Raw genomic sequence first — 19,972 nt, forward strand, 5'->3', positions numbered from 1 at the left:
TCATTACCAATCCTTATCAGATTTTATTGTTAAATCGTAGGCTAAAGGCTCTTCAATAATTTTTTTAATCTCTTCTAATTTATTAGTTTTCCCAAGCGCCCACATCAATTTTGCTATGATGGCTTCCGTATTCATATCTCCAGACAATATTACTTGATGTTGCGCCACTTTCCGTCCTACTTCATAGAGAAGTATGTCTTCTCCTTCTTCCAGGCATTGAGTAGTAATCACTACAGCAATCCCCATTTCAGTCAACTCTTGAATTTTCGAAAGCAAGTTCCTTCCTTCAAAAGGTAATCCACCGTTTCCAAAACTTTCAATAATAATCCCTTTATACAAATCTTTTAAACAATCAAATACCTCAGGCTTTGTACCTGGATACAATTTCATAAGAAAAACATCCGTACATAAATCAGTATTTATTGAAAGTTCACTATGTGAGGAAGTTGGCTTCCAATGATATTTCACTTCATCTTCATTTACCTCAGCAACATATGGATAATTCACACTTTCAAATGCATCATAACTTTTTGTTCGCATTTTAACTGCTCTCGTCCCAATAATCACCCTACTATCAAAAACAATAAACACACCGCCAACATCCTCACAGGCAAACCTAAGAGCATCAGCTACATTTTTCTTTGCGTCTGTCTTTTTAAAACTAATAGGTACTTGTGAACCTGTTAAAACAACTGGTTTTCTTAAACCTTGCAGCATATAAGATAACGCAGAAGATGTATAAGCTAACGTATCCGTTCCATGTGTAATCACAAACCCGTCATAGTCATCATAGTGATTAAAAACAGCATTAGCTATTTCTTTCCAGTGCTCAGGTTGCATATTGGTACTATCAATATTCATTAAGATTTTGCAATCTATTTCTAAGTTTCGAGAAGACTTCGAAAAATAATTCAATAATTCCTCAGCGGACAATCCTGGAACAAGCCCCTCATTCCCCTCCACAGATGCAATTGTCCCACCAGTTGCAAGTAATAAAATTTTCTTCATACACAACCCCTCCATAAAATAAACAACGATATATCGTTCGCGTAATGCGTATTTATATTTATCATTATAGAACTTAATTTGAATTAATCAAGATTTTGTATTCAATACGCGTACTTTTTTTCTATTCTTGATTCTTTTTCTATGTTATAATTAATTTAATAAAATTAGATGGGGTATGAGACGAATGCTGGAACGTTTATCTAAATTAAGAAAAAATCAAAAATGGTCCTTACAAGAGACAGCAGATCGACTTGGGATTGCGAAAAGCACCTATGCCGGGTATGAAAATGGTTATAGATTACCTTCATTACAATCTTTATCAAAAATAGCCGATTTATTTGATACATCTGTAGATTATATATTAGGTCGAATTGAACATTCACATCAAAACAAAGATGTAATTGATATTACAAGACTCCTAAACGATCCAGATCCAACACTTTTAATAGATGGAGAAGCACTGTCAACAGAAGAGATAATAGATTTTATTGCTTTTGTGAGAAGTAAACGAGAACTAAGTTCCAAGAGAATAGAAAATATTGAACCAACATGTAAAAGTTGATTCAATAAAAAACGAAGACACTGTACTCTTTAAACTTAGAAATACTTAGACAATTAATTTGCAAACGGTTTATATAATGAATTCTTAGCAACTGGCCTCATTCGGGGACTTATACTTGGAAACAATCCCATTGGTTATATGATTCAATTATTTTTCATCATTTGTGTAGTGATAGCAGCTATTTCCGGAGGTTTCACATCCAATAAATCAATTATCATGAAACAAGGATTTCTCGCTATTTTAGCGTTGCTTGCCCTTTTATCTGTCATATAGAACTAAAACTTTTCAATAAAGGAACTCACTTTTGAAGAATACGCCATTCTTTCTGTAAATTTATAAGAAAGAATGGCGTTTTTGTATGTCTATTTCTGTATCAAAAGAATTTGAAAGTATAACAGAATTTAAACCAGAATTAGCAAAGTATATAAAATACTATAATCATGAAAGAATCAAGGAAAAATAAAAGGAAATGAATCCAGTATTGTACTAGGCTCATTCCCTAGAGGCTACTTAATAAACCGACCTTTCTAACTTTCGGGGGCACAGTCTAGTTGAAGTGCTACAAGCAACGAATTTACTATTTTAAAGTTAAGTGTTTAACCTTGAAGTACTTAAATTCTTTTTTCCAGACAAAGCATACATTATATCTTGATGCTTTATTGTCCTCTTATAATTATGTGGTATCGGGAATTTGTTTCGGTGTTCTTTTATTATAATTATGATTACTATAAGTGATAAAGCTACAGGTATAAAAACGATTAACAAAACATCTTAATGTTTATGAAATTCTTTGTTAATCGTTTCTCTTCTCCCTAATCTCCTGCGAGACTATATTTTTGTTAAAATTACCCATATTTTATTTGATTTATTCTGTAACACCAGATTGGGTTACTTTTACATCAGCTGTTACACGAAAACGTAAATCTTTATAGGATTCTTCCCACTCTTGACTGTTCCATTTTCTTACGTGAGTTCTACCAAGCTTTCTAAGTCCTATAGGATCTGTGTCTTTTTTAATAAATCTCTTTATCAATGTAGTTGCTTTTTTTTCTATTTCTTTTTCCATAATTTTTTCTAATTTTTTTATTTCTTTAGGATTATCTAGATTTTTTGTTTTTGTAAATTCTTGAATTTCAGCTTTAACTTGAATATGAGCATTTACGAATGGACGCTTACTATTCCCCTCCATCTTATATTTTGTTCTAGCTTTTATATTCTCTATCGTGGCATAAGTATTTGAAGAACCAGGTAGTTTGAATTGGTATGTACCTTGTTTAAAATTATCTGTCAACAATTTAAATACAAATAAATCTTTAGGGTTCACTTTATCAACCATTTTACATCTTTTAAAAAGTGCTATTCCATTTAACTCCAACACATTCCCTTTTTTAGATATCATCGGTAAATAGGAATCTCTCGCATCATCATCAAGTTGATTTAAAAACATAAAAAAGTTTGTTTTTGGTTGCGTTCCATTGTTCATATTTTGCTCCAGTAAAGAGGATAGATAGGAAGCAATTTCTTTTTCTTTAGAATAGTTCCCCTTTAATAGTGATTCCCCTTTTACATTTGTAATTGCTAAATAAATTGCATTTCCTACACTAGGATTTCGATTCAAAGTCTCTAAAATTTCCTGCATTCCCTTTTCAATTATTTTTTCATTAAATATAATAACACGCAATTGCCCCAACTCTAGAGGTCCAGAAGACTTTTCGGATGCTCTTGCAAGAACTTCTCTACCAGTCTGGCCTGATGCTGAATAGATTTTCGTTTCACCTTCCCCGCCTCCTTTATAAGCTGAAATCGCAAAGGTTCCTTTTAGCTTACCTTTTGCTTCGGTATCATATGCCGCAACTTGAACTAAGTCAATGTCATCCACAATTTTCGTTTTAGCACAACCTATTAAGAAGACACTTACTATAAGGAAAAGTATCCATCGCTTCATGTTTATCTCCTTAACTTTATTTTGGCGGTTTGAATTAGCCATAATATAGGTAGGTATACATATATATATACAAAGCCAATTTGACCTGTCCAAGTATTTAATAAGTTAATTTTATTACGGTTATTCAAGAAAAATGATAAAACAAAGATGAACAGGATGATAACTGGCAAAACATATTTTTGCTTTATTCCCAGTGCCTCTTTTATACCACGACTTACTCCCCATAATGTAAAGGAAACGTTAGGTAATATAAAAAAAGCCCAAACAGAAACAATAATGTATTCAAACCGCTCTATAAAGGGAAATTGTATAATTTTAATCATGCTTAAATATGCCCATATCGCGCTCGCTAGTTGTTTTTCACTAAAAAACGCAAGAGTTAAAATCATAAGGTATGTGTAGACAATAGTCGTTACTAAATTTGCATAGTGCGCATATTTTTGAGAGGTTCTTGCCTTTTTAATAAATGGGTAGTACAACAATAACATTTCAAATCCAAAAAAACTAAACATATTTCCTTTCATTCCTTTCATAATTTCTAGGAATGAATGCTGTGCAATTGGAAATAAATTTTGGAAATCTGCATACTGCAAAGGATAAAAAAATGTGAAGATTAGAATGCTTGGGATAACGACTCCAAAGAAGCCGATTCCGGCAACTACACGAAATCCTCCAGTCACAATGTAATAACATAAGCCTAAAAAAGCCCCTGCTATAACCCAAGATGAAATAGAAGGAAACATCCAAACATGTACTACTTCGATATAAGTATGTAGTGTTGTTGCACCTAACAATATAATATAGGATAAAAAAATGAAGTTAAGCAATCCACCAATCCATTTTCCAAGTACGTCTTGATTGATTGCAATGATATCTCCATTACCCTGATTTAAAATCTGATATATGATCCAAATCATAAGATTAACAGATATTCCAAAAAGCAGCGTACTAATCCACGCATCATTTCCAACTAATTTTGCACTAATCCTTTCAAAACCAAGCATACCAACCCCCATCTGTATAGTAATAATTAAAAAAAACACCATATATGGAGAGACTTGATACTCAATTGGGATCTGTTTCATAATGCTCCTCCCTGTTAATTTCAATCATCAAAATCATTTTGTGATTTGATTTTATTTTTCTCTACCTCTTCTGGCTTAAAACGAAAACGCTGTTTAGATCTTGAAAAAATAGGACGTCGAAACATCGCTGAGATCGGCAAACGGATAATGCTGTCTTTCCAATCTGTAGGGCGTGTAGGATAAAAAGGAAACAAATAAGGACGTCTTAATGATTCTGTACGTAATAAACGTGCTAAAAGCAAAGAGCTTGTTAAAACAATTCCTAATAAACCCAACAGGTGTGCAGATATTATAAAAGGAAAACGAATTACTCGAATTGTATTACCAATTCGATATATTGGTGCTGTAAATGAGCTAAGCGCTGAAAGTGCAACAATAATAATAAGTACATTACTTGTAAGGCTTGCCTCTACAGATGCCTGTCCAATTACAATACCACCTACTATACCGACAGTTAGACCCACTTTAGTTGGTAAACGTGCCCCCGCTTCTCTCAGTAATTCAATCGTTATTTCTAAAAAAAGCGCTTCAATTAATGGAGGAAAAGGTACTTTACTTCTCGATATGATTAACGTTTCAAGAAGTTCTTTTGGAATAAGCTCGTAATGATATGTTAAGATTGCAACATATAATGGAGTCGTTAAGACAGAAAACATAAAAGCAAAAAGCCTTAATAGACGAAAAAAAGAGGCAATAATCCAAGGCATGGTGTAATCTTCTGTCGTAGAAAAAAAGTCAATTAATGTTGTTGGAAGAGTGATTGCATAAGGTGAGCCATCTACAAAAAGTGCAATTTTCCCTTCTGCCAATACAGCTGCTACACGGTCTGGTCGTTCTGTATTCAAAAATTGAGGAAATATAGAATTCGGGTTGTCTGCAATTAACTGCATCAAATACGTGCTATCCAAAACGTGGTCTGTTTTTATTAGACTCACCCTTTTTATAATTTCTTGTAGATTTTGATCATTTACAATTCCCTCAATATATACAATCGCAACGGTTGTGTTAGATAGAGAACCTACTTTCAATTCCTTCATTTGTAAATAAGGTGTTGGAAGCTTTCTACGTACTAAATTTAAGTTTACATCTAAATCTTCAACAAACGCGATTTGTGGACCCACGATATTGTATTCAATTTCAGCTTTTGTAATATCTCTTTTTTCTTTCTTTGCCACATTGATTAACAAGCCATTTAATTTATCTGTATCGAACTGAATAAGTATATAGCCGTTTAAAATACTATCCTGAATATCTTCCATTTGATTTGTTATTTTTGAATTTTCAAAGGGTAAGACAGACCGAATATCTTGTAATGAATCGAAGCTCTTCTCTTTTATATAAGTTAAAACCTCTTCATGAAATATATTTACATCGATTAAGGTTCTAAAATATGAAATGACTATAGAGGATTTGTTTGAAGCGATCTCCAACGTTATAAAATCTTTAGATTTTTTTAGTAATTGCATTAATTCCTGCAAAGATTTTATAGAGTGAACAGGTACTTTTTCATGTGGTTTCAATTGATAATACCCTTCCTTTCAAAAAGAACCTATATATAGTTTTTAGAAATTTCTATTTTAAAAATGAGGGATATTTATATGTCAATATGCTCATTAAAAATAATACCTTTTTAACTAACTTAACCAAAATTAGTTAAAAAATGTATTACAAGTAAAAATTTGAAATGTCCCCAAGAAAAATTACAATATTAAAAACATCCTTTCTTTTGGTTCTAAAGAAAGGATGTTTTTATAACAGGCTTTTTCAAGTGTCTATTCTATAGGGTATATTTACCAGTGTTCTTCTCTTTATTATTTCATTAAGTAACATTGGCATTACATTCTGTATGGTTTCTTAAAAAAATTCAGTAAGAGAATATCTTAATTTTGAAGTGTACAAATAGGGAGAGTGACTTCAACTGTAGTCCCCTTATTCACTTCACTCTCAATAAATACCTTTCCCTGATGTGTTTCAATGATTTTATAACAGATCATTAACCCTAAGCCAATCCCCTCTTCTTTAATACTATAAAAAGGTTCTCCGAGGTATGGTATACGTTCTTTTGGAATCCCACACCCTTGATCGATAAAACGAATACTTACTTGATTATTATCAAGTATATTTAATTGAATGAGAATTTCTCCTCCCATCGGCATAGATTCAATTGCATTTTTTAATATATTAACAAATACTTGCTTTAATTGATTTCCTTCACATGAAATCAATGGAATACCAGGGTTAAGATCGATTCTAATTTTTATATTATGCATCATTGCTTGAGGTTGTAGTAGCATTAAAACTTGATCCATTAGCAAACTAATATCATTAGGTTTTATTTTTACCACCTGTGGTTTGGCTACCGCCATAAATTCAGTTGTAATACTCTCTATACGCTCAATCTCTGATGATACTATATTTATATAACCTTGATTATTTTCATTTTCCGTTGATTTTAGTAATTGCATGAACCCTTTCATTGCAGTTAATGGATTATTAATCTCATGAGCCATTACAGTCGCTAATTGTCCTACAACAGCAAGTTTTTCAGATTTTCGTAATAATTCTTCTGTTTTTAGCCGTTCAGTGATATCACGAGAAATACTTAGAAAAACTTTTTTACCATTTAAGTTAAAAACACGAACACTAAACTCAGTTGTTATTACTTTTCCTGTTGGAAAAACATATTCATCTTGCAAAGTGAAGGAAGTTTGTCCCTTTTTAATTTTTTCTAATAACCTTACGATTATTTGAGAATCTTGTGGTACTATATTTGAAAATGATAATGAGAGCAACTCTTCTCTACTATATCCAAATCTTCTACACCCAACAGGGTTTACCTCAATAAATCGACTTGGAGCATTATCTTCATTCAGCTCTACTACATATACCGCATCAGTTGCTTGTTCAATTAGTGCACGGTACTTCATTTCACTATCTCTTAATTGCTGGTGTAATCGATGTCGTTCTCTTTCTGCTTGTTTTCTTTCAGAGATGTCTCTACATATTGCTGATAAAGCTATCACATTTCCTCTTACATCTAGTATAGGAGAAACTGTCAGACTGACATCAAGAAGACTCCCATCGCTCCTTTGTCTAACAGTTTCTAATCTAGTAACCACAGATTCACCTGTTAGAATTTTCTGAATATTTTTAAGCGATTCTTCCATTAAAAAATCTGGTACACAAGGTAATCTCTTACCTATGATTTCTTGTGATGACCACCCAAATATCTTTTCATAAGCTTTATTCGCTTGTAAAATATGCCCTTCTCGATCAGAAATGGTAATAGCATCTAGATTGTGCTTTATAAATGATTCCAATAATTCTTTGGTAGCGCTTAATTCTGATTCTACCTTTTTCCTTTCGGTTATATCAACTGTAGAACCAACAACTTCAATAACTTGTCCATTTCGTTTAATCGGCCTAAGCGCAATAAGAATAATAGTTTTATCATTTGGCCAAGGTAATTCAAATATAATTTCTTTTCCTTCCCATGCCTGAAGATAGTACTTCATCAATTGTGGAACTAAATGTGGAGGAACAATAGAAGCATCAATAGTACGTAAGCTTTTTCCTACCACCTGTTCAGAATAAAATCCGTTTTGATAATAAAACTGTCCATCACATAAAGTGTGTATAAAGTGCTTACCCACTTTTTTAAATTTAAAAATTCCTCCTTGAAGCTCATGTACGGTATCTGCAAGTTCTTGCTTCGATTTTTTTAATTCTCGATTCATTTTAGATAAGTCCTGTGTTAAATAATACAATCTCTGGTAGGCTTCCATAAGAAATAGCCCAATTAAAAGTCCTAACGCTATATATAATAAGCCTCCTGTGTAAAGTAATGTAGTATTAAATAATACGCCAACTAACCACTTTATTCCAATAAAAACAGAAAAATATAACGATGCACTTTTAAAAGGATGTAGTTTTTTAAAATAAGTTTTAAAGGTAGAAAATAGAATCCCCATACCTAAATAAGCAATCACAGGAGGTTCCCAGTACCCTCCTGTGTAAAAGATACGCATTACAATTATGCTAATTAACGTAATCCAACCAGCAATACGACCAAAGTAAATAAAAGATAGAATAAGAGGAACAACTCGAAGATCGTAGGAAAATCCCATGTATGGAAAAGAAAAGAACATTAACGTAACTGCAATAATCCCTCCATAGAGCTTTTCGAAATATCGACTAGAATTAATTGTAAACACTTGAATAAATATTGCTGCGCTAACTAATAAAGAAAAAATAGAAAGGTTGATGAAATAATCTTTAATAATCATGTAATGTCCCTCCTTGCATTAAGTGTATTCGACAAAAAAGCTAAAAATCCTACAAATTGTATAAACAGTTCAAATGCATAAATTTTAAACTAGGATAAAATCTAGAAAAGTAAATAAGGGGCACAGCAGATGAGATATTTTAATGAAAAATAGTTCAAAAAAGATAATAGTAACCGTTGACTACTATTATCTTTTTTCTTTAATTTATCGTAATATGTCTGAAACTCTAAGGGACGTGATATGTCATTTCATCAAACAATGATTATATGCTGAGTGATGAATATAGAAATTTCAGCAGTAATTTTTGAAAAATAACATAAAAAAACAAAACTATCTTTAAAAATGGAAAAAAACTATATAAATGTCAACTAATCTATGTACAAAAACGTTTACTTAATTTTGCATAAAATCACTCCACTTAGGAAGCTAAGTAGTTCTTCAAGGTCGATAAGAACACCTGTAGATGCTTCAGGATAACTACATAATTGTATGGGGAATGTACTTGAAACCTTTCGGTAAAACCATACACATAATACAACTAACTCCTTGATTCAATATTTACTTTTTTCGCTGAACAAATTCTTTTTCTTGAGCAAAATATTCTAAGATATAAGGAGATTTTTCGATTAACTTGGTGTCTAGTTTATTCTCCAGCTCCAATTACTTCGTTACTTTCAGATTCAGTTCATTATATTTTGTACTTTGTCTTTATACACAACATATTCTTTACCATCCACTACTGCTACTACCGCAAATTCATCATTTGGATTGAATGAAAGCCAATCAGCCCACATGTTAGTATTAGCCCCTCCACTCCACATATTATGAACAGTGTTTTTAGTTAAATTCATGACTTTATAAGACGCATTTGGCGCATTTGTTCCAGTCTTTATTTCCAAAGTGTATGCGTTATGAATTTTTTTATAAAAGTAGAAAACGTTTGATGGACGAAGCTGATTCAAAAAATCCTGTTCTTTTTTCTCTGCAATTTTTATCCCTTCTTGCAAAGTGACAACATCTGTTTTTAATGTTTTCCAACTGTTTTTCGCTGCATTCAAGCTAGGGGTTAAGAATTTATATTTATTTTGATCAGCTTTTTGATCAGCTTTATCAATATGTCCCAGTACACCCGAATATTGAGAATCTAAATCCTCCCATTGCGTAGACATATAAGTAAGAGCAGTGATAGCACTATCAAGCATACTATGCATATCACTAATATTATGAAATGCAACTCCAACTACACGATTCAATGTTATTTTATAATCTACAGTCTGACGCAATTTTGCTAATTCAGGTTCTAGCCAACCTAACTTACCTCTTGCATCACCTATCATTATGCCACCAGCAATCAAGGTTGGAATAAAGGGGATTTTCACCATGTCTAACCCCTTAGATTCTATGTCTTTCTGATATTTTACTTGTCCTAAAAGGTCCTCTAGACGCTTTTGGTCCGCCTCCACATCAGCACCTTGGTTTTTTAAAATCGATTGCAATGTCTCTTTATGACTTCCAAATGTTCTAACATCTTCTCCAATAGCATTTTTTAATTGAATTAATTCTTCTATTAATGCTTTTGCAGACTTTTGATTTTGTTGAATTCCTCCCTGTAAATCTGTAATCCCTTTTTTTAAAGTATCTCCATTTCCAGTATTGATCGCCTCTACTAATGTTTCATAATAATTTTCAAATTTTGTATTGTATTCTATAATGCCTGTCAATGTATCAAAAAGCTGTTTTTTTACTTGTGTATTCCATGTAACAGCATGTGCTCTTGCATTCTTTTGATCTTGTACAATTTTACTAGGTAAATCTGCATTTCCATTAATAGTTATTCCTTCAAAACTCACATCTGGATTATTAATTAGCAAATAAGAATATTCATTCATAGCTTTTGCAAATAAACCAGCATCTTGCAAAGCTTTTTTCATCTGTTCTTCATTTGCTGAAAGAGACATATTTTCAGTGTTCGTTTGTTCAATTTCAATTGCAAAAGTTTCTAGTGGTATGACTGCATAAGTAGTTGTTATAGTTAAAAACGCTGATACAGCGAGTAGTTTATGAGGGATTTTTTTCATCATTTCGTATTCCTCCTATATAAGGTATGGTTTCAAGTTCTAATCTTATTAAAAAGCGATGTCTTTCAAAATGAGTTCTACATCTTTTATCAGTATCGTTTGAACTTTCTTTAGCAGCCTTCAAATCATTAAGTATTAAAGAAAATGTATATAATCTGCTTCAAATTAACCGATTCTGTTGCAAATTTTAAAAAAGCAATTAAACTACAAGGTTATTTTTTATTCGAATCATACTTATATATAATTGAAAGGCGAAGTCTTTAATGAGACTCCGCCTTTCTGTTATATAAGGATTTATTAATTATTACTTTTCTGTTTAACAGTGTAATCATAGACTTTCTATGTTTTAGTTCACTTTACAACAGAATTAATATTTCCCTATTTTTGTGGAGTAACAGTTTCCACTTTTAATTCCTTTATTCCTTCTTTTAATGTAACAGCATCTGTTCGTAATGTTTTCCAACTGTCTTTCGCTGCATTTAAATTAGGTTTTAAGAATTTAAATTTATTTTGATCGGCTTTTTGAGCTGCATTCTCAATATGCCCTAGAACGCCCGAATATTGAGAATCTAAATCATGCCACTGCGTGGACATATAAGTAAGAGCGTTAATAGCATCATCAAGCGCCTTGTGCATTTCATTAATATTACTGTAAGCAACTCCAACTACACGATTTAAGGTTACTTTATAATCCACGGTCTGACGTAATTCTGCTAATAAAGGCTCTAACTTACCTAAATTATCCCTTGCTACTCCCACTATGATACCGCCAATTATTGGTAGCCCCAAAATAGCACCCTTCATTACATTAAACCCATCAGATTCTAATTGTTTATAATAGTTTACTGATCCTAATACTTCTTCTAGACGCTTTTGATCGGCATCAACATCTGCACCTTGATTTTTTAAAATTGACTGCAAGAGCTCTTTATTACTTCCAAAAGCTCTAACATCATGTCCAATAGAGTCTCTTAATTTAGTTAATTCTTCTATTAGTTGTTGTGCATACTTTTGATTTTGTTGAATTTCACCTCGCAAATCTGTAATCCCTTCTTTTAAAGTTTCTCCATCCCCTGTATTAATCGCTTCTACCATTGTTTCATAATAATTGTCAAATGTTGTATCGTATTCAACAATACCATTCAATGTATCTAAAAGCTGTTTTTTTACTTTCGTATCCCAAGTAACAGCATGTGACCTTGCATTCTTTTGATCTTGTACGATTCTACCAGGTAAATCTACATATCCATTAATGGTAATTCCCTCAAAATTCACATCAGGATTCTTAATTAACATATAAGAATAGGCATTCATAGATTTTGCAAATAATCCAGCCTTTTGCAAGGTCTCTTTCATTCTCGCTTCATTTGCAGAAAGAGCCGTATCTCCATTATTCGTTTGTTCAATTTCACTTGCAAAAGTTGTTACTGGTGAAACTACATTAGCAGTTGTAATAGTTAATAGCGTCGATACAGCGAGTAATTTATAAGGGATTTTTTTTATCATTTCATTTTCCTCCAATTTAGGTTTTATATTTCAGTTCTACTCCTGTTTAAAAGCAATATCTTTTGAAATGAATTCTGCATCTTTATGAATATCATTCCAACTTTCTTTAGCGGCTTTTAAATCATCTGGTATTAAAGAGAATTTGTGGTCTTGCATAGAATCGATATTATCCAGTAAATCTGTATAATTTGCGCCCATTGTATTCCATTGCTTTTGAATATTTGTTAGAGACAATATCGCTTGATCTACAGTCTGATATAAATATGCCAATGTTTCTTTCGCGTTAGTAAGCGAAAGAACTGCTTGATTAGCACGATCTGCTTTCATACTTAATTCTCCGATTTTGTTAGAAATTTCATTATAGGAGTCCATATGCTTAGATGCTGTGACACCAGCCGCAGTTCCTAGACCGATACCAGCTGCACCAAGAGCCGAGAGTCCACCAACAACAGCCGGTGTTGCTGTACCGCCAGTTACAACAATAACGACCGCTCCTCCAATAGCTGCAATAACTAAAATAGCTGCTCCCAATCCACCACCAATTGACCATGCTAATACATCATCAAAATGTTTTTTCTGAGTAGAACGAAGTTGCTCAATTTCAGCTTGAAGTTGTGGAATCGTTGCCTGTTGACCTGCTAATATTGCAGTTAATCCACCTTTCCCATCTGGACCACCAACATTATTTTTAAAATCTGTAGAATTTTGATATAGTTTCCCTTTGAAGTCTTGTAGCATCTTAATCACATCTGTAACTTCTTTTGAATTTGTATTGATTGTAGTAATTAAATCATTTATACCCTCTTTTAGACCTGCCTTATCTTTCTTTTGTACAGTTTCTACTAATGTGTCGTAATAATTTTGAAATTGTTCATCGTAATTTACAATATTACGAGCAGTTTTTTGAATCTGTGGCTTCGCTGTATCTAACCAGTAATTCGCATTGATTCGTGACAGCTCTTGATTAAGGTGAATATTTTTGAGCAACTCTCCCCCCTCTGAGCCTAAATCGATATTAGATAAATTTACATTTGGTTGCTTAATCATTGTTTTTGCGTATAAATCCATTACTAGAATATGAGACCCTGTTTCAGCTAATGCTTTCTTCAGTCCTTCGGGGCCTAATGCATAATTGCCTACTTTTTGTTCTTGAGCGGTCGTTTCTTGTGCAAATGCATGAATAGTGTTACCGGTAGTAGCAGTTATAACAGTTGCTAATGTAGCTAAAGTTAGTACTTTGAATGGAAATTTTTTCATGACTATTCTCCTTCTTTCGCTAAATGCTTATACTCTTTATAGATTTCCAAAAACGTAATATCAAAATTTATATACTTGCTCTTCAAGGTAACTTATTACATTTTTTAATTGTCTTAATGTATCTTTTTGAGACTGCTCGTTAGTTGTATCAACATTAGTAGATAATTTTGTAATGCTATTTTTTATTAGATTTAAATCTTCTTTATAACGCTTTAGTAGATCAAGTTCTACATCTACTTGATTTGCAAACGTATGCAAATCATTTTGTGTAAGAAGAAGCATTGATTTTTGTAAATCAGCTATTGATAATTTCGTTGTTAAATCATATATTTTTTGATTTTGTTTCTCTAAATCATCTAAATATGCTCGCTGTTCTGCTGTTAATTTATTTACTTCAGCAAAAACGCCAAATGTTTTCTTAATCTTTTCGGTATCAATGACCTTCATCAGGTCATACTCTTGTGTTTTTGCTGCGGCTGCGGCTGCTATTTCACCTTGTTTGCTTTTCTCAATTGCTTCACGAGCTGCTTTTTTTGCTGATTCAATCTCTAGAGCAGTTTTACCTTGTTCTGTCGCTTCTTGCGCCGCTTTTTTCTCCGCTTCTAAAATAGAGTTGTTAATTTCTTTTCCTTTGTTATACGCTGCCACCCCTGCTTGAGCAGCCGGTTCAATAATTTCTTTTGAAAGACTATAAACTTCTTTGAATATAGCAAATCCCTGTTCATTTAAAGCCCCTGGTATTAATGCAATTTGCTGTAAATCATTTTGAATTGCTTTTTTGGTATTTAATATTTCATTTTTTAACTGATCTATTTTTCCTGTTCCATCTGTACTTAGTATGCCTTGCGCAGTTGCCACATTGGTATCAAAATCTTTTAATTTTTTATCAAGCTGTAATTTAAGATCTGTTAATTCATTGATTTGCCGTTGCGTATTTTCTTGATTCGTCATAGCCATTTCTTGAAGTACTTCAAGTCTATCCGAAAACCCTTCTCTATCTTCTTTATTGTCTACAAACGATTTTAATGTCGGGTAATAGCTATTAAATTTTGTTACAAATCCTTTGCTTTTTGAATTTAATAGAATTAACTGTGGATAGAGTTCCGATGACCATTCCTTCATATCTTGTTTGATTAGGAATTGATTTGTATTTAAAGCTGTGACTTCCTCTAACTGTACATTAGGACTCATTAAAGATTGATCAATATACGTTTGGATTAATTTAGATTGCGCACCTAATTTTCGTAATGAAGAGGAAATATCCATGCCTTCCTGTTGAGTTTCCGCTTGAACGATTGGTGTTGCGAGAGTATTGATAGGAATATTCCCTCCAGTTACAATGGATGTGACTAATAATCCTGTAATTATTTTAGTTTTCATTCCGTACACTCCTTTACCATTGTTTTTATAACTTAATTCATATAACTTGTACGACCTCTCTCTTTGTAAACTGGTTAAGAAGGAGAAATCTTTCAGATAGGATAATATCGTTATTTTTTACTTCTAATAGGATGTAAGGATTTTACTTACTTCTCACTTCGATACTTTATTTTTTCAAATATAAATAACAAAAATTTATTAACTATATTTGAATCAAGCACCCTATGAATAGTAAATGAGTAATTCTTCCCTAGAATTGCGGTTTAACTTACAGAACTGCGAGAATCAATAAACCAATGCTTACAGTTAATCTTGTCATAACATTGTTTAATTTAGATTTAATAATATTACTCTTAGTTTTATCAGCAAGCTCCTTACTAGACTACAAAAGGTGAAATTATACTGTACATCGCTTATACTTTTATTGCGGAATAACTTCACTTTTGTTATGCAGAAACTTAGAACAGGTTTATTACAAATTTGATTCTTGACCTCTTGTAAATAAATTGACTATTTATAAAATTATTAACGACATAATGTTACTTACAACTTCACTATAATTCCTATTAGCGTAACCTTATCCTTTCTGTCTGGTCATACCAGTTATGTTGTTCATTAAAACATTAAATTTTTAATGCGTAAATAGAAAAATTTTGTCGATTACGATCGATAATTTACTGTTAAATAAAAATATGAACCGAAAAAAATTATATAAATATAGTTATCCGTAAATTTCATTTCTGTAATTGTAATGATTACAAATTAATGTGTATACGGTTAAAAATAACTATTTTAGCTCAACCAAGAAATTTTATTTTAGAAAAAATACTTATAGAATAATATAATAGGTCTTTTTATACTTTTTTACCTTTATTTAGTTATGTATAATTGCATAAAATGTAGATATATTTAGTAATATATGTTATATTGTTGATTTTTTCACAAAACATCCTAATATCATTATTAACAAATATTCAGTATGAAGATATTAGTCTATAAACTTATCATCGTTATAAACATAGGTTTTAAATTACAAAAAAGCTGCAAAGCTTACTTGAAACACTTTGCAGCCTTCTGTCTTTTTGTTTTCTTTAGCAAAATAATGGTTAGTGTATTTTCATTTTTTGGGATACTTATACCCATGTTTAAGTCTTTACATTGAAGACAGCAGATAACAAGCTTATATTACTGTATATTTTTCACGGTACTGCCTAGGAGTCATACTAGTGATTTTTTTGAAAACTCTTATAAAATAACTTTGGTCATTAAAGTTAAGCCACGCACAGATATCTGATAACGAATAAGTAGTGAGTGTTAATAATTTTTTTGCTTCTTCCACTCTTTCCCTTTGAATATATTCGCTTAAAGTAATTCCCATTTCTTTTTTAAATAGTTTAGACAGATAAGTAGGCGTAATTTCTAAATGATTAGCAAGTTCATTCAGAGATATTCCATCGTAAACATTTTTATTAATATGTTTTATACATGTAGTAACCGCGTAAGAATACTTTTTTGCATTGTATTCTTTCACACGATCTGCAAAGGTACGTAAAGCGTCCCCTGACAATCGCTTTACAGATTCTACATTATCTAATTGTTCTAGGGTTTGTATATATAAAATACTATGGGCAAAAGCAATATCTGGTGGCAGGTTTCCTTCTATTGCATATCGAGTGGCTAAGGTAATCGCAATAATTCCAAGGTTTTTTTGATTCCTGAGCGGATCCTCTATTAGCATAAGTTCAACATCTTCTTGCGAAACCGCATACATATACTGTATTAACTTTTTTTTATTCCCTTCTTTAATAGTCGAAAAGAAATCATTTACTAATGCCATATTGTGCGTTTTAGGTTTGTTTTGTCGGCGTTTTAAAATATATAAATCAGGTTTCACATTTTTATTAGGAATTTCCTCTAGTACTTTATTTTTTTCCAAGACAATATCTACATCTAACTTTTCATTGAAAATCATGTAATGTAATAAAATTCCCATATCAATTAATGTAGTTTTTTTAATCTCAGATAAACACTGATAATAGGCAAGTCTTTCTTGAATGTTATCATTTGATTTAAATTCTTTCTGAAATTTTATGATCATATCATCTGAATCTTTTGGATGTATAGTAGGACCGATTATGATAGTCCCTTTAATATCATCATGATTTTCTATATGAATTAGAACAAAATTTTCAAGATAGTTGTTACTTCGGAAAAGTGGCAAGTTAAAGGGATCGTTTTCTTGATAAATATCAGTAAGATGTTCTTCTTTTGAAGAATAAAAAGGACTACAAACATTATCAGATGTAGAATGATATAAAATTTTTTTGTCTGCAGATAAAATATGTACAGGGGCATTAAATGCTTTATGTGCAAGATCACACAAGTGTTGTATATCGATAGAAGTATTCATTACATTCTCCTTTATAGATCCATAAAATATATTCTGTTATATATAATTCACGACAAATAATACTATAAAATATCAAATTAGTACAATTCACAACAAAATATTACTATATCTTTTTTATAAAAATCATATATTATTTAATTGTAGTTAGCATCTAAATATCAGAGTAGATAAGTAAAGTAAAGGAAATAAGCTAAGTTCTTTTCTTAATTCTACAAAATATAATTATTGAACTTGAGAAAATAGTGAAGTACTACAAAATACAGTGGTAGTCAATGCGAGGACCAAGCTGGAAAAAGATTTAAAATAAAGCGAAGTAACAGGAGATACTGTACCACCGCAAGAAATAACAGTCAAAGTTCCAATTCAATCCTTTCTACAAATTGAATTCAAAAAATAAATACTGCTAATTTACATGTGAAACTGAAAAACTATTTTCCTCCAAATTTTAGAAAAAGATAATAAAGAAGTTGTGAATTTGGAAACAGATGAAAGCGATACGGCTATTTTTGAAGCACTATGCTTTGAAAAGTACAAGATGGAGGAAATTCAAGTACTCAACTAAACACGAAGAAACGATGGAATATTCAAAAAAATGACACTATATTACTGGTCGCAACATTAGTTTTACTTTCCACAAAAGAGGAAAATATATAGACTTTACAAATACTAAAAATAGCAAACTAGATAGTTTTATTACCGCATCACATAAAGTGAAACTTTAATCAGTGGGGGTTTTGTTCATCCCCACTGATTATTAGCCCACACCAATCGGGCTTTTACGGGCAGCCCGCCCCCCACCTAACTTCTTTGCTTCCGCTGAATTTTGAGGTGGGGGTCTTACTGCCTGGCAAATAGCGAGATAAACTTATTATTAATTTCCAAATACAATAGTTGTTAATCAACAAAAAACTTCAATAACCAAGATGCACAGTAAATTGACCTCAAAACAATTCTTACTACAATATCAGGTTTTGCTTATTCTATAAAAAAAGAAATATCACTAAAAAACTATTCCTTTATATCGATTTAGACATAAAACATTTTATTATATCGGCTTAAGTATTATGAAATTAAAATTGCAAATAACACCAAAACTCTTTTAAAGGCTCATACATCGTTCGTATCGGGTTGATTATCTTTTGATACCTATGTCATTAACGCAAATAAAAAAGTTTATTACAAAGGAATCTGAGAGGTCTTTTCGATTTCGAAATTTATTTTTTTGTAAATTAAAGGAAAAATAATCCGTATATATACGGATTATTTTCTTAGTGTAATCTGTATTGACCTGTTAACTGTTTTTCAGCCATTCGAACTAAGCGTTTTGTAATCTCTCCACCGATTCGAACCATTTGCAGATGATGTGATGTATCAGGTCCCAGTGTGACTCCTAGTTCAAAAGCAATTTCATACTTCATTTGCTCAATAGTACTTGTAGTAGCAGAAATAAGAATTTCATTTGTATTACTTTCGTATCTTTGAATATTTATAAATAACATGTACCTAATTATGCTATTTACGCATGAATAACCTAATTTATTCCAGTATTTTTATAGGAACCCTTTCCCTCCCCTTATTTCACCAATTAAATTTGAAACACAAATGTACATTGCATTTCAATATAACAATAAAAGCTACAAAAGCAACGAATTTACTATTTTAAAGTTAAGTGTTTAACCTTTAAGTACTTAAATTCTTTTTTCCAGATAAAGCATACATTATATCTTGATGTTTTATTGTCCTCTTATAATTATGTGGTATCGGGAATTTATTTCGGTGTTCTTTTATTATAATTAAAGTTTGAAGTTCTATGCTCAATACTTTTGCGAGGACATGATAGTTATATCCATTATTTAACAGAGAAATTATGTCATAAAACATAGTTTTTCCACCCACTAATTTTACTAATTTATTCTTTAACTCATCCCTTTTTTCTTTAGCTTCATCAATTTCTAACAACATAGATTTTTTATTTGTCTGCTTAATGTATTGAGTATACAACTCTGGGAATTCTTTTTGTACTTCTTTGTTTAATACGGGTTTATATTTAATCATGTAAGTAACTTGTAACAATGAGCGTTTTAACAAACTATCTTCAATGAGATACGCTACTTTATTAAATAAATGTACATATTCCTCAATATTGGAATAACTATTAAAATGAGCTAATACTCTACTTTTTATACTAAAAGCCTTGCCTACATAAATAATATTGTCATTATAGTCTTTAATGAAATAAATACCACTGTCAGATTTTTTCAATTTATTATCCAATTCTTCTATACTCATAAAATGCAATTCACTCATACTTCTCTCTCCTTAGCAGTTTTAAATCGTAAAAAACAAGCAAGGTTTCTAAAAAAGTACTTAGCTGCCCTAGCATCTCTTATTTTATCTCTTGCTAAATGTCAAAAAACTGCTTCTATGTTACTCAACTATCAATATGATTATTAAT

At 31.4% G+C, this 19,972-nt stretch carries 14 protein-coding genes and 3 pseudogenes; 4 read left to right on the forward strand and 13 right to left on the reverse strand.

Annotated features, from left to right (window positions below):
* Positions 1–3: 3 nt before the first annotated feature.
* On the reverse strand, positions 4–1,008 hold the full coding sequence (gene ansA, locus ACTFRU_RS03720) for an asparaginase (protein ID WP_000722300.1): 1,005 nt from the start codon (positions 1,006–1,008) through the stop codon (positions 4–6).
* 184 nt (positions 1,009–1,192) lie between these two features.
* Here ansA and ansR point away from each other — a divergent pair, with 184 nt between their 5' ends.
* The 3 genes and pseudogenes from ansR to ACTFRU_RS03735 all read left to right on the forward strand — a co-directional run.
* Positions 1,193–1,570, forward strand: a complete 378-nt coding sequence (ansR, locus tag ACTFRU_RS03725) for an HTH-type transcriptional regulator AnsR (RefSeq protein WP_000893569.1) — start codon at positions 1,193–1,195, stop codon at positions 1,568–1,570.
* Positions 1,571–1,627: 57 nt separating this feature from the next.
* Positions 1,628–1,843: pseudogene (locus tag ACTFRU_RS03730) on the forward strand (DUF1304 domain-containing protein); the annotation flags it as partial.
* A gap of 103 nt (positions 1,844–1,946) precedes the next feature.
* Positions 1,947–2,033, forward strand: a pseudogene (locus tag ACTFRU_RS03735) (IS3 family transposase); the annotation flags it as partial.
* 402 nt (positions 2,034–2,435) lie between these two features.
* Here ACTFRU_RS03735 and ACTFRU_RS03740 read toward each other — a convergent pair.
* The 10 genes and pseudogenes from ACTFRU_RS03740 to ACTFRU_RS03785 all read right to left on the reverse strand — a co-directional run bounded on the left by ACTFRU_RS03740 (position 2,436) and on the right by ACTFRU_RS03785 (position 17,517).
* On the reverse strand, positions 2,436–3,515 hold the full coding sequence (locus tag ACTFRU_RS03740) for a Ger(x)C family spore germination protein (protein WP_440037547.1): 1,080 nt from the start codon (positions 3,513–3,515) through the stop codon (positions 2,436–2,438).
* A gap of 2 nt (positions 3,516–3,517) precedes the next feature.
* Entirely contained in the window at positions 3,518–4,600 is a 1,083-nt protein-coding gene (locus ACTFRU_RS03745; protein WP_440037477.1) for a GerAB/ArcD/ProY family transporter, read from the reverse strand.
* 20 nt (positions 4,601–4,620) lie between these two features.
* On the reverse strand, positions 4,621–6,120 hold the full coding sequence (locus ACTFRU_RS03750; protein ID WP_440037478.1) for a spore germination protein: 1,500 nt from the start codon (positions 6,118–6,120) through the stop codon (positions 4,621–4,623).
* 360 nt (positions 6,121–6,480) lie between these two features.
* Positions 6,481–8,886: a PAS domain S-box protein gene (locus tag ACTFRU_RS03755; RefSeq protein WP_440037479.1), complete on the reverse strand. Its 2,406-nt coding sequence runs from the start codon at positions 8,884–8,886 to the stop codon at positions 6,481–6,483.
* Positions 8,887–9,317: 431 nt separating this feature from the next.
* Positions 9,318–9,546, reverse strand: a pseudogene (locus ACTFRU_RS03760) (hypothetical protein); the annotation flags it as partial.
* Positions 9,547–9,566: 20 nt separating this feature from the next.
* Positions 9,567–10,967: a hemolysin BL regulatory component HblB gene (hblB, locus tag ACTFRU_RS03765; protein WP_440037480.1), complete on the reverse strand. Its 1,401-nt coding sequence runs from the start codon at positions 10,965–10,967 to the stop codon at positions 9,567–9,569.
* Positions 10,968–11,342: 375 nt separating this feature from the next.
* Positions 11,343–12,470 (reverse strand): hemolysin BL binding component B, encoded by a 1,128-nt coding sequence (hblA, locus tag ACTFRU_RS03770; RefSeq protein WP_000591975.1) that lies wholly within the window; start codon positions 12,468–12,470, stop codon positions 11,343–11,345.
* Between the two features lie 36 nt (positions 12,471–12,506).
* On the reverse strand, positions 12,507–13,727 hold the full coding sequence (hblD, locus tag ACTFRU_RS03775; protein ID WP_000714435.1) for a hemolytic enterotoxin HBL lytic component L1: 1,221 nt from the start codon (positions 13,725–13,727) through the stop codon (positions 12,507–12,509).
* A gap of 60 nt (positions 13,728–13,787) precedes the next feature.
* Positions 13,788–15,107 (reverse strand): hemolytic enterotoxin HBL lytic component L2, encoded by a 1,320-nt coding sequence (hblC, locus tag ACTFRU_RS03780; RefSeq protein WP_016122781.1) that lies wholly within the window; start codon positions 15,105–15,107, stop codon positions 13,788–13,790.
* A 1,180-nt stretch (positions 15,108–16,287) separates the two neighbouring features.
* Entirely contained in the window at positions 16,288–17,517 is a 1,230-nt protein-coding gene (locus ACTFRU_RS03785; protein ID WP_001097903.1) for a helix-turn-helix domain-containing protein, read from the reverse strand.
* A gap of 430 nt (positions 17,518–17,947) precedes the next feature.
* Between ACTFRU_RS03785 and ACTFRU_RS03790 the strand changes: the two genes are divergently transcribed.
* Positions 17,948–18,079 (forward strand): peptidase, encoded by a 132-nt coding sequence (locus tag ACTFRU_RS03790; RefSeq protein ID WP_076876078.1) that lies wholly within the window; start codon positions 17,948–17,950, stop codon positions 18,077–18,079.
* Between the two features lie 706 nt (positions 18,080–18,785).
* On the opposite strand, the gene ACTFRU_RS03795 is transcribed toward ACTFRU_RS03790, so the two are convergent.
* Together ACTFRU_RS03795 and ACTFRU_RS03800 are read right to left on the reverse strand one after the other, a co-directional pair.
* Positions 18,786–19,016 carry an alpha/beta-type small acid-soluble spore protein gene (locus ACTFRU_RS03795; RefSeq protein ID WP_000897403.1) on the reverse strand — a complete coding sequence of 77 codons (231 nt, stop codon included), beginning with the start codon at positions 19,014–19,016 and terminating at the stop codon, positions 18,786–18,788.
* Between the two features lie 181 nt (positions 19,017–19,197).
* The gene (locus ACTFRU_RS03800) at positions 19,198–19,824 is read right to left on the reverse strand and encodes an excinuclease ABC subunit C (RefSeq protein WP_001292161.1); all 627 of its coding nucleotides are present in this window, start codon (positions 19,822–19,824) and stop codon (positions 19,198–19,200) included.
* Between the last annotated feature and the right edge of the window lie 148 nt (positions 19,825–19,972).

The organism is Bacillus cereus group sp. MYBK220-1, assembly GCF_051916445.1.
In the GTDB taxonomy this organism is placed as follows: Bacteria; Bacillota; Bacilli; order Bacillales; family Bacillaceae_G; genus Bacillus_A; species Bacillus_A cereus.

Bases quoted from the DNA above. Each gene is read 5' to 3' on its own strand.
- hblC (WP_016122781.1), bottom strand. From the start codon at position 15,107: ATGAAAACTAAAATAATTACAGGATTATTAGTCACATCCATTGTAACT.
- ansA (WP_000722300.1), bottom strand. From the start codon at position 1,008: ATGAAGAAAATTTTATTACTTGCAACTGGTGGGACAATTGCATCTGTG.
- hblD (WP_000714435.1), bottom strand. From the start codon at position 13,727: ATGAAAAAATTTCCATTCAAAGTACTAACTTTAGCTACATTAGCAACT.
- hblA (WP_000591975.1), bottom strand. From the start codon at position 12,470: ATGATAAAAAAAATCCCTTATAAATTACTCGCTGTATCGACGCTATTA.
- ACTFRU_RS03745 (WP_440037477.1), bottom strand. From the start codon at position 4,600: ATGAAACAGATCCCAATTGAGTATCAAGTCTCTCCATATATGGTGTTT.
- ansR (WP_000893569.1), top strand. From the start codon at position 1,193: ATGCTGGAACGTTTATCTAAATTAAGAAAAAATCAAAAATGGTCCTTA.
- ACTFRU_RS03785 (WP_001097903.1), bottom strand. From the start codon at position 17,517: ATGAATACTTCTATCGATATACAACACTTGTGTGATCTTGCACATAAA.
- ACTFRU_RS03755 (WP_440037479.1), bottom strand. From the start codon at position 8,886: ATGATTATTAAAGATTATTTCATCAACCTTTCTATTTTTTCTTTATTA.
- ACTFRU_RS03740 (WP_440037547.1), bottom strand. From the start codon at position 3,515: ATGAAGCGATGGATACTTTTCCTTATAGTAAGTGTCTTCTTAATAGGT.
- hblB (WP_440037480.1), bottom strand. From the start codon at position 10,967: ATGATGAAAAAAATCCCTCATAAACTACTCGCTGTATCAGCGTTTTTA.
- ACTFRU_RS03795 (WP_000897403.1), bottom strand. From the start codon at position 19,016: ATGTTATTTATAAATATTCAAAGATACGAAAGTAATACAAATGAAATT.
- ACTFRU_RS03800 (WP_001292161.1), bottom strand. From the start codon at position 19,824: ATGAGTGAATTGCATTTTATGAGTATAGAAGAATTGGATAATAAATTG.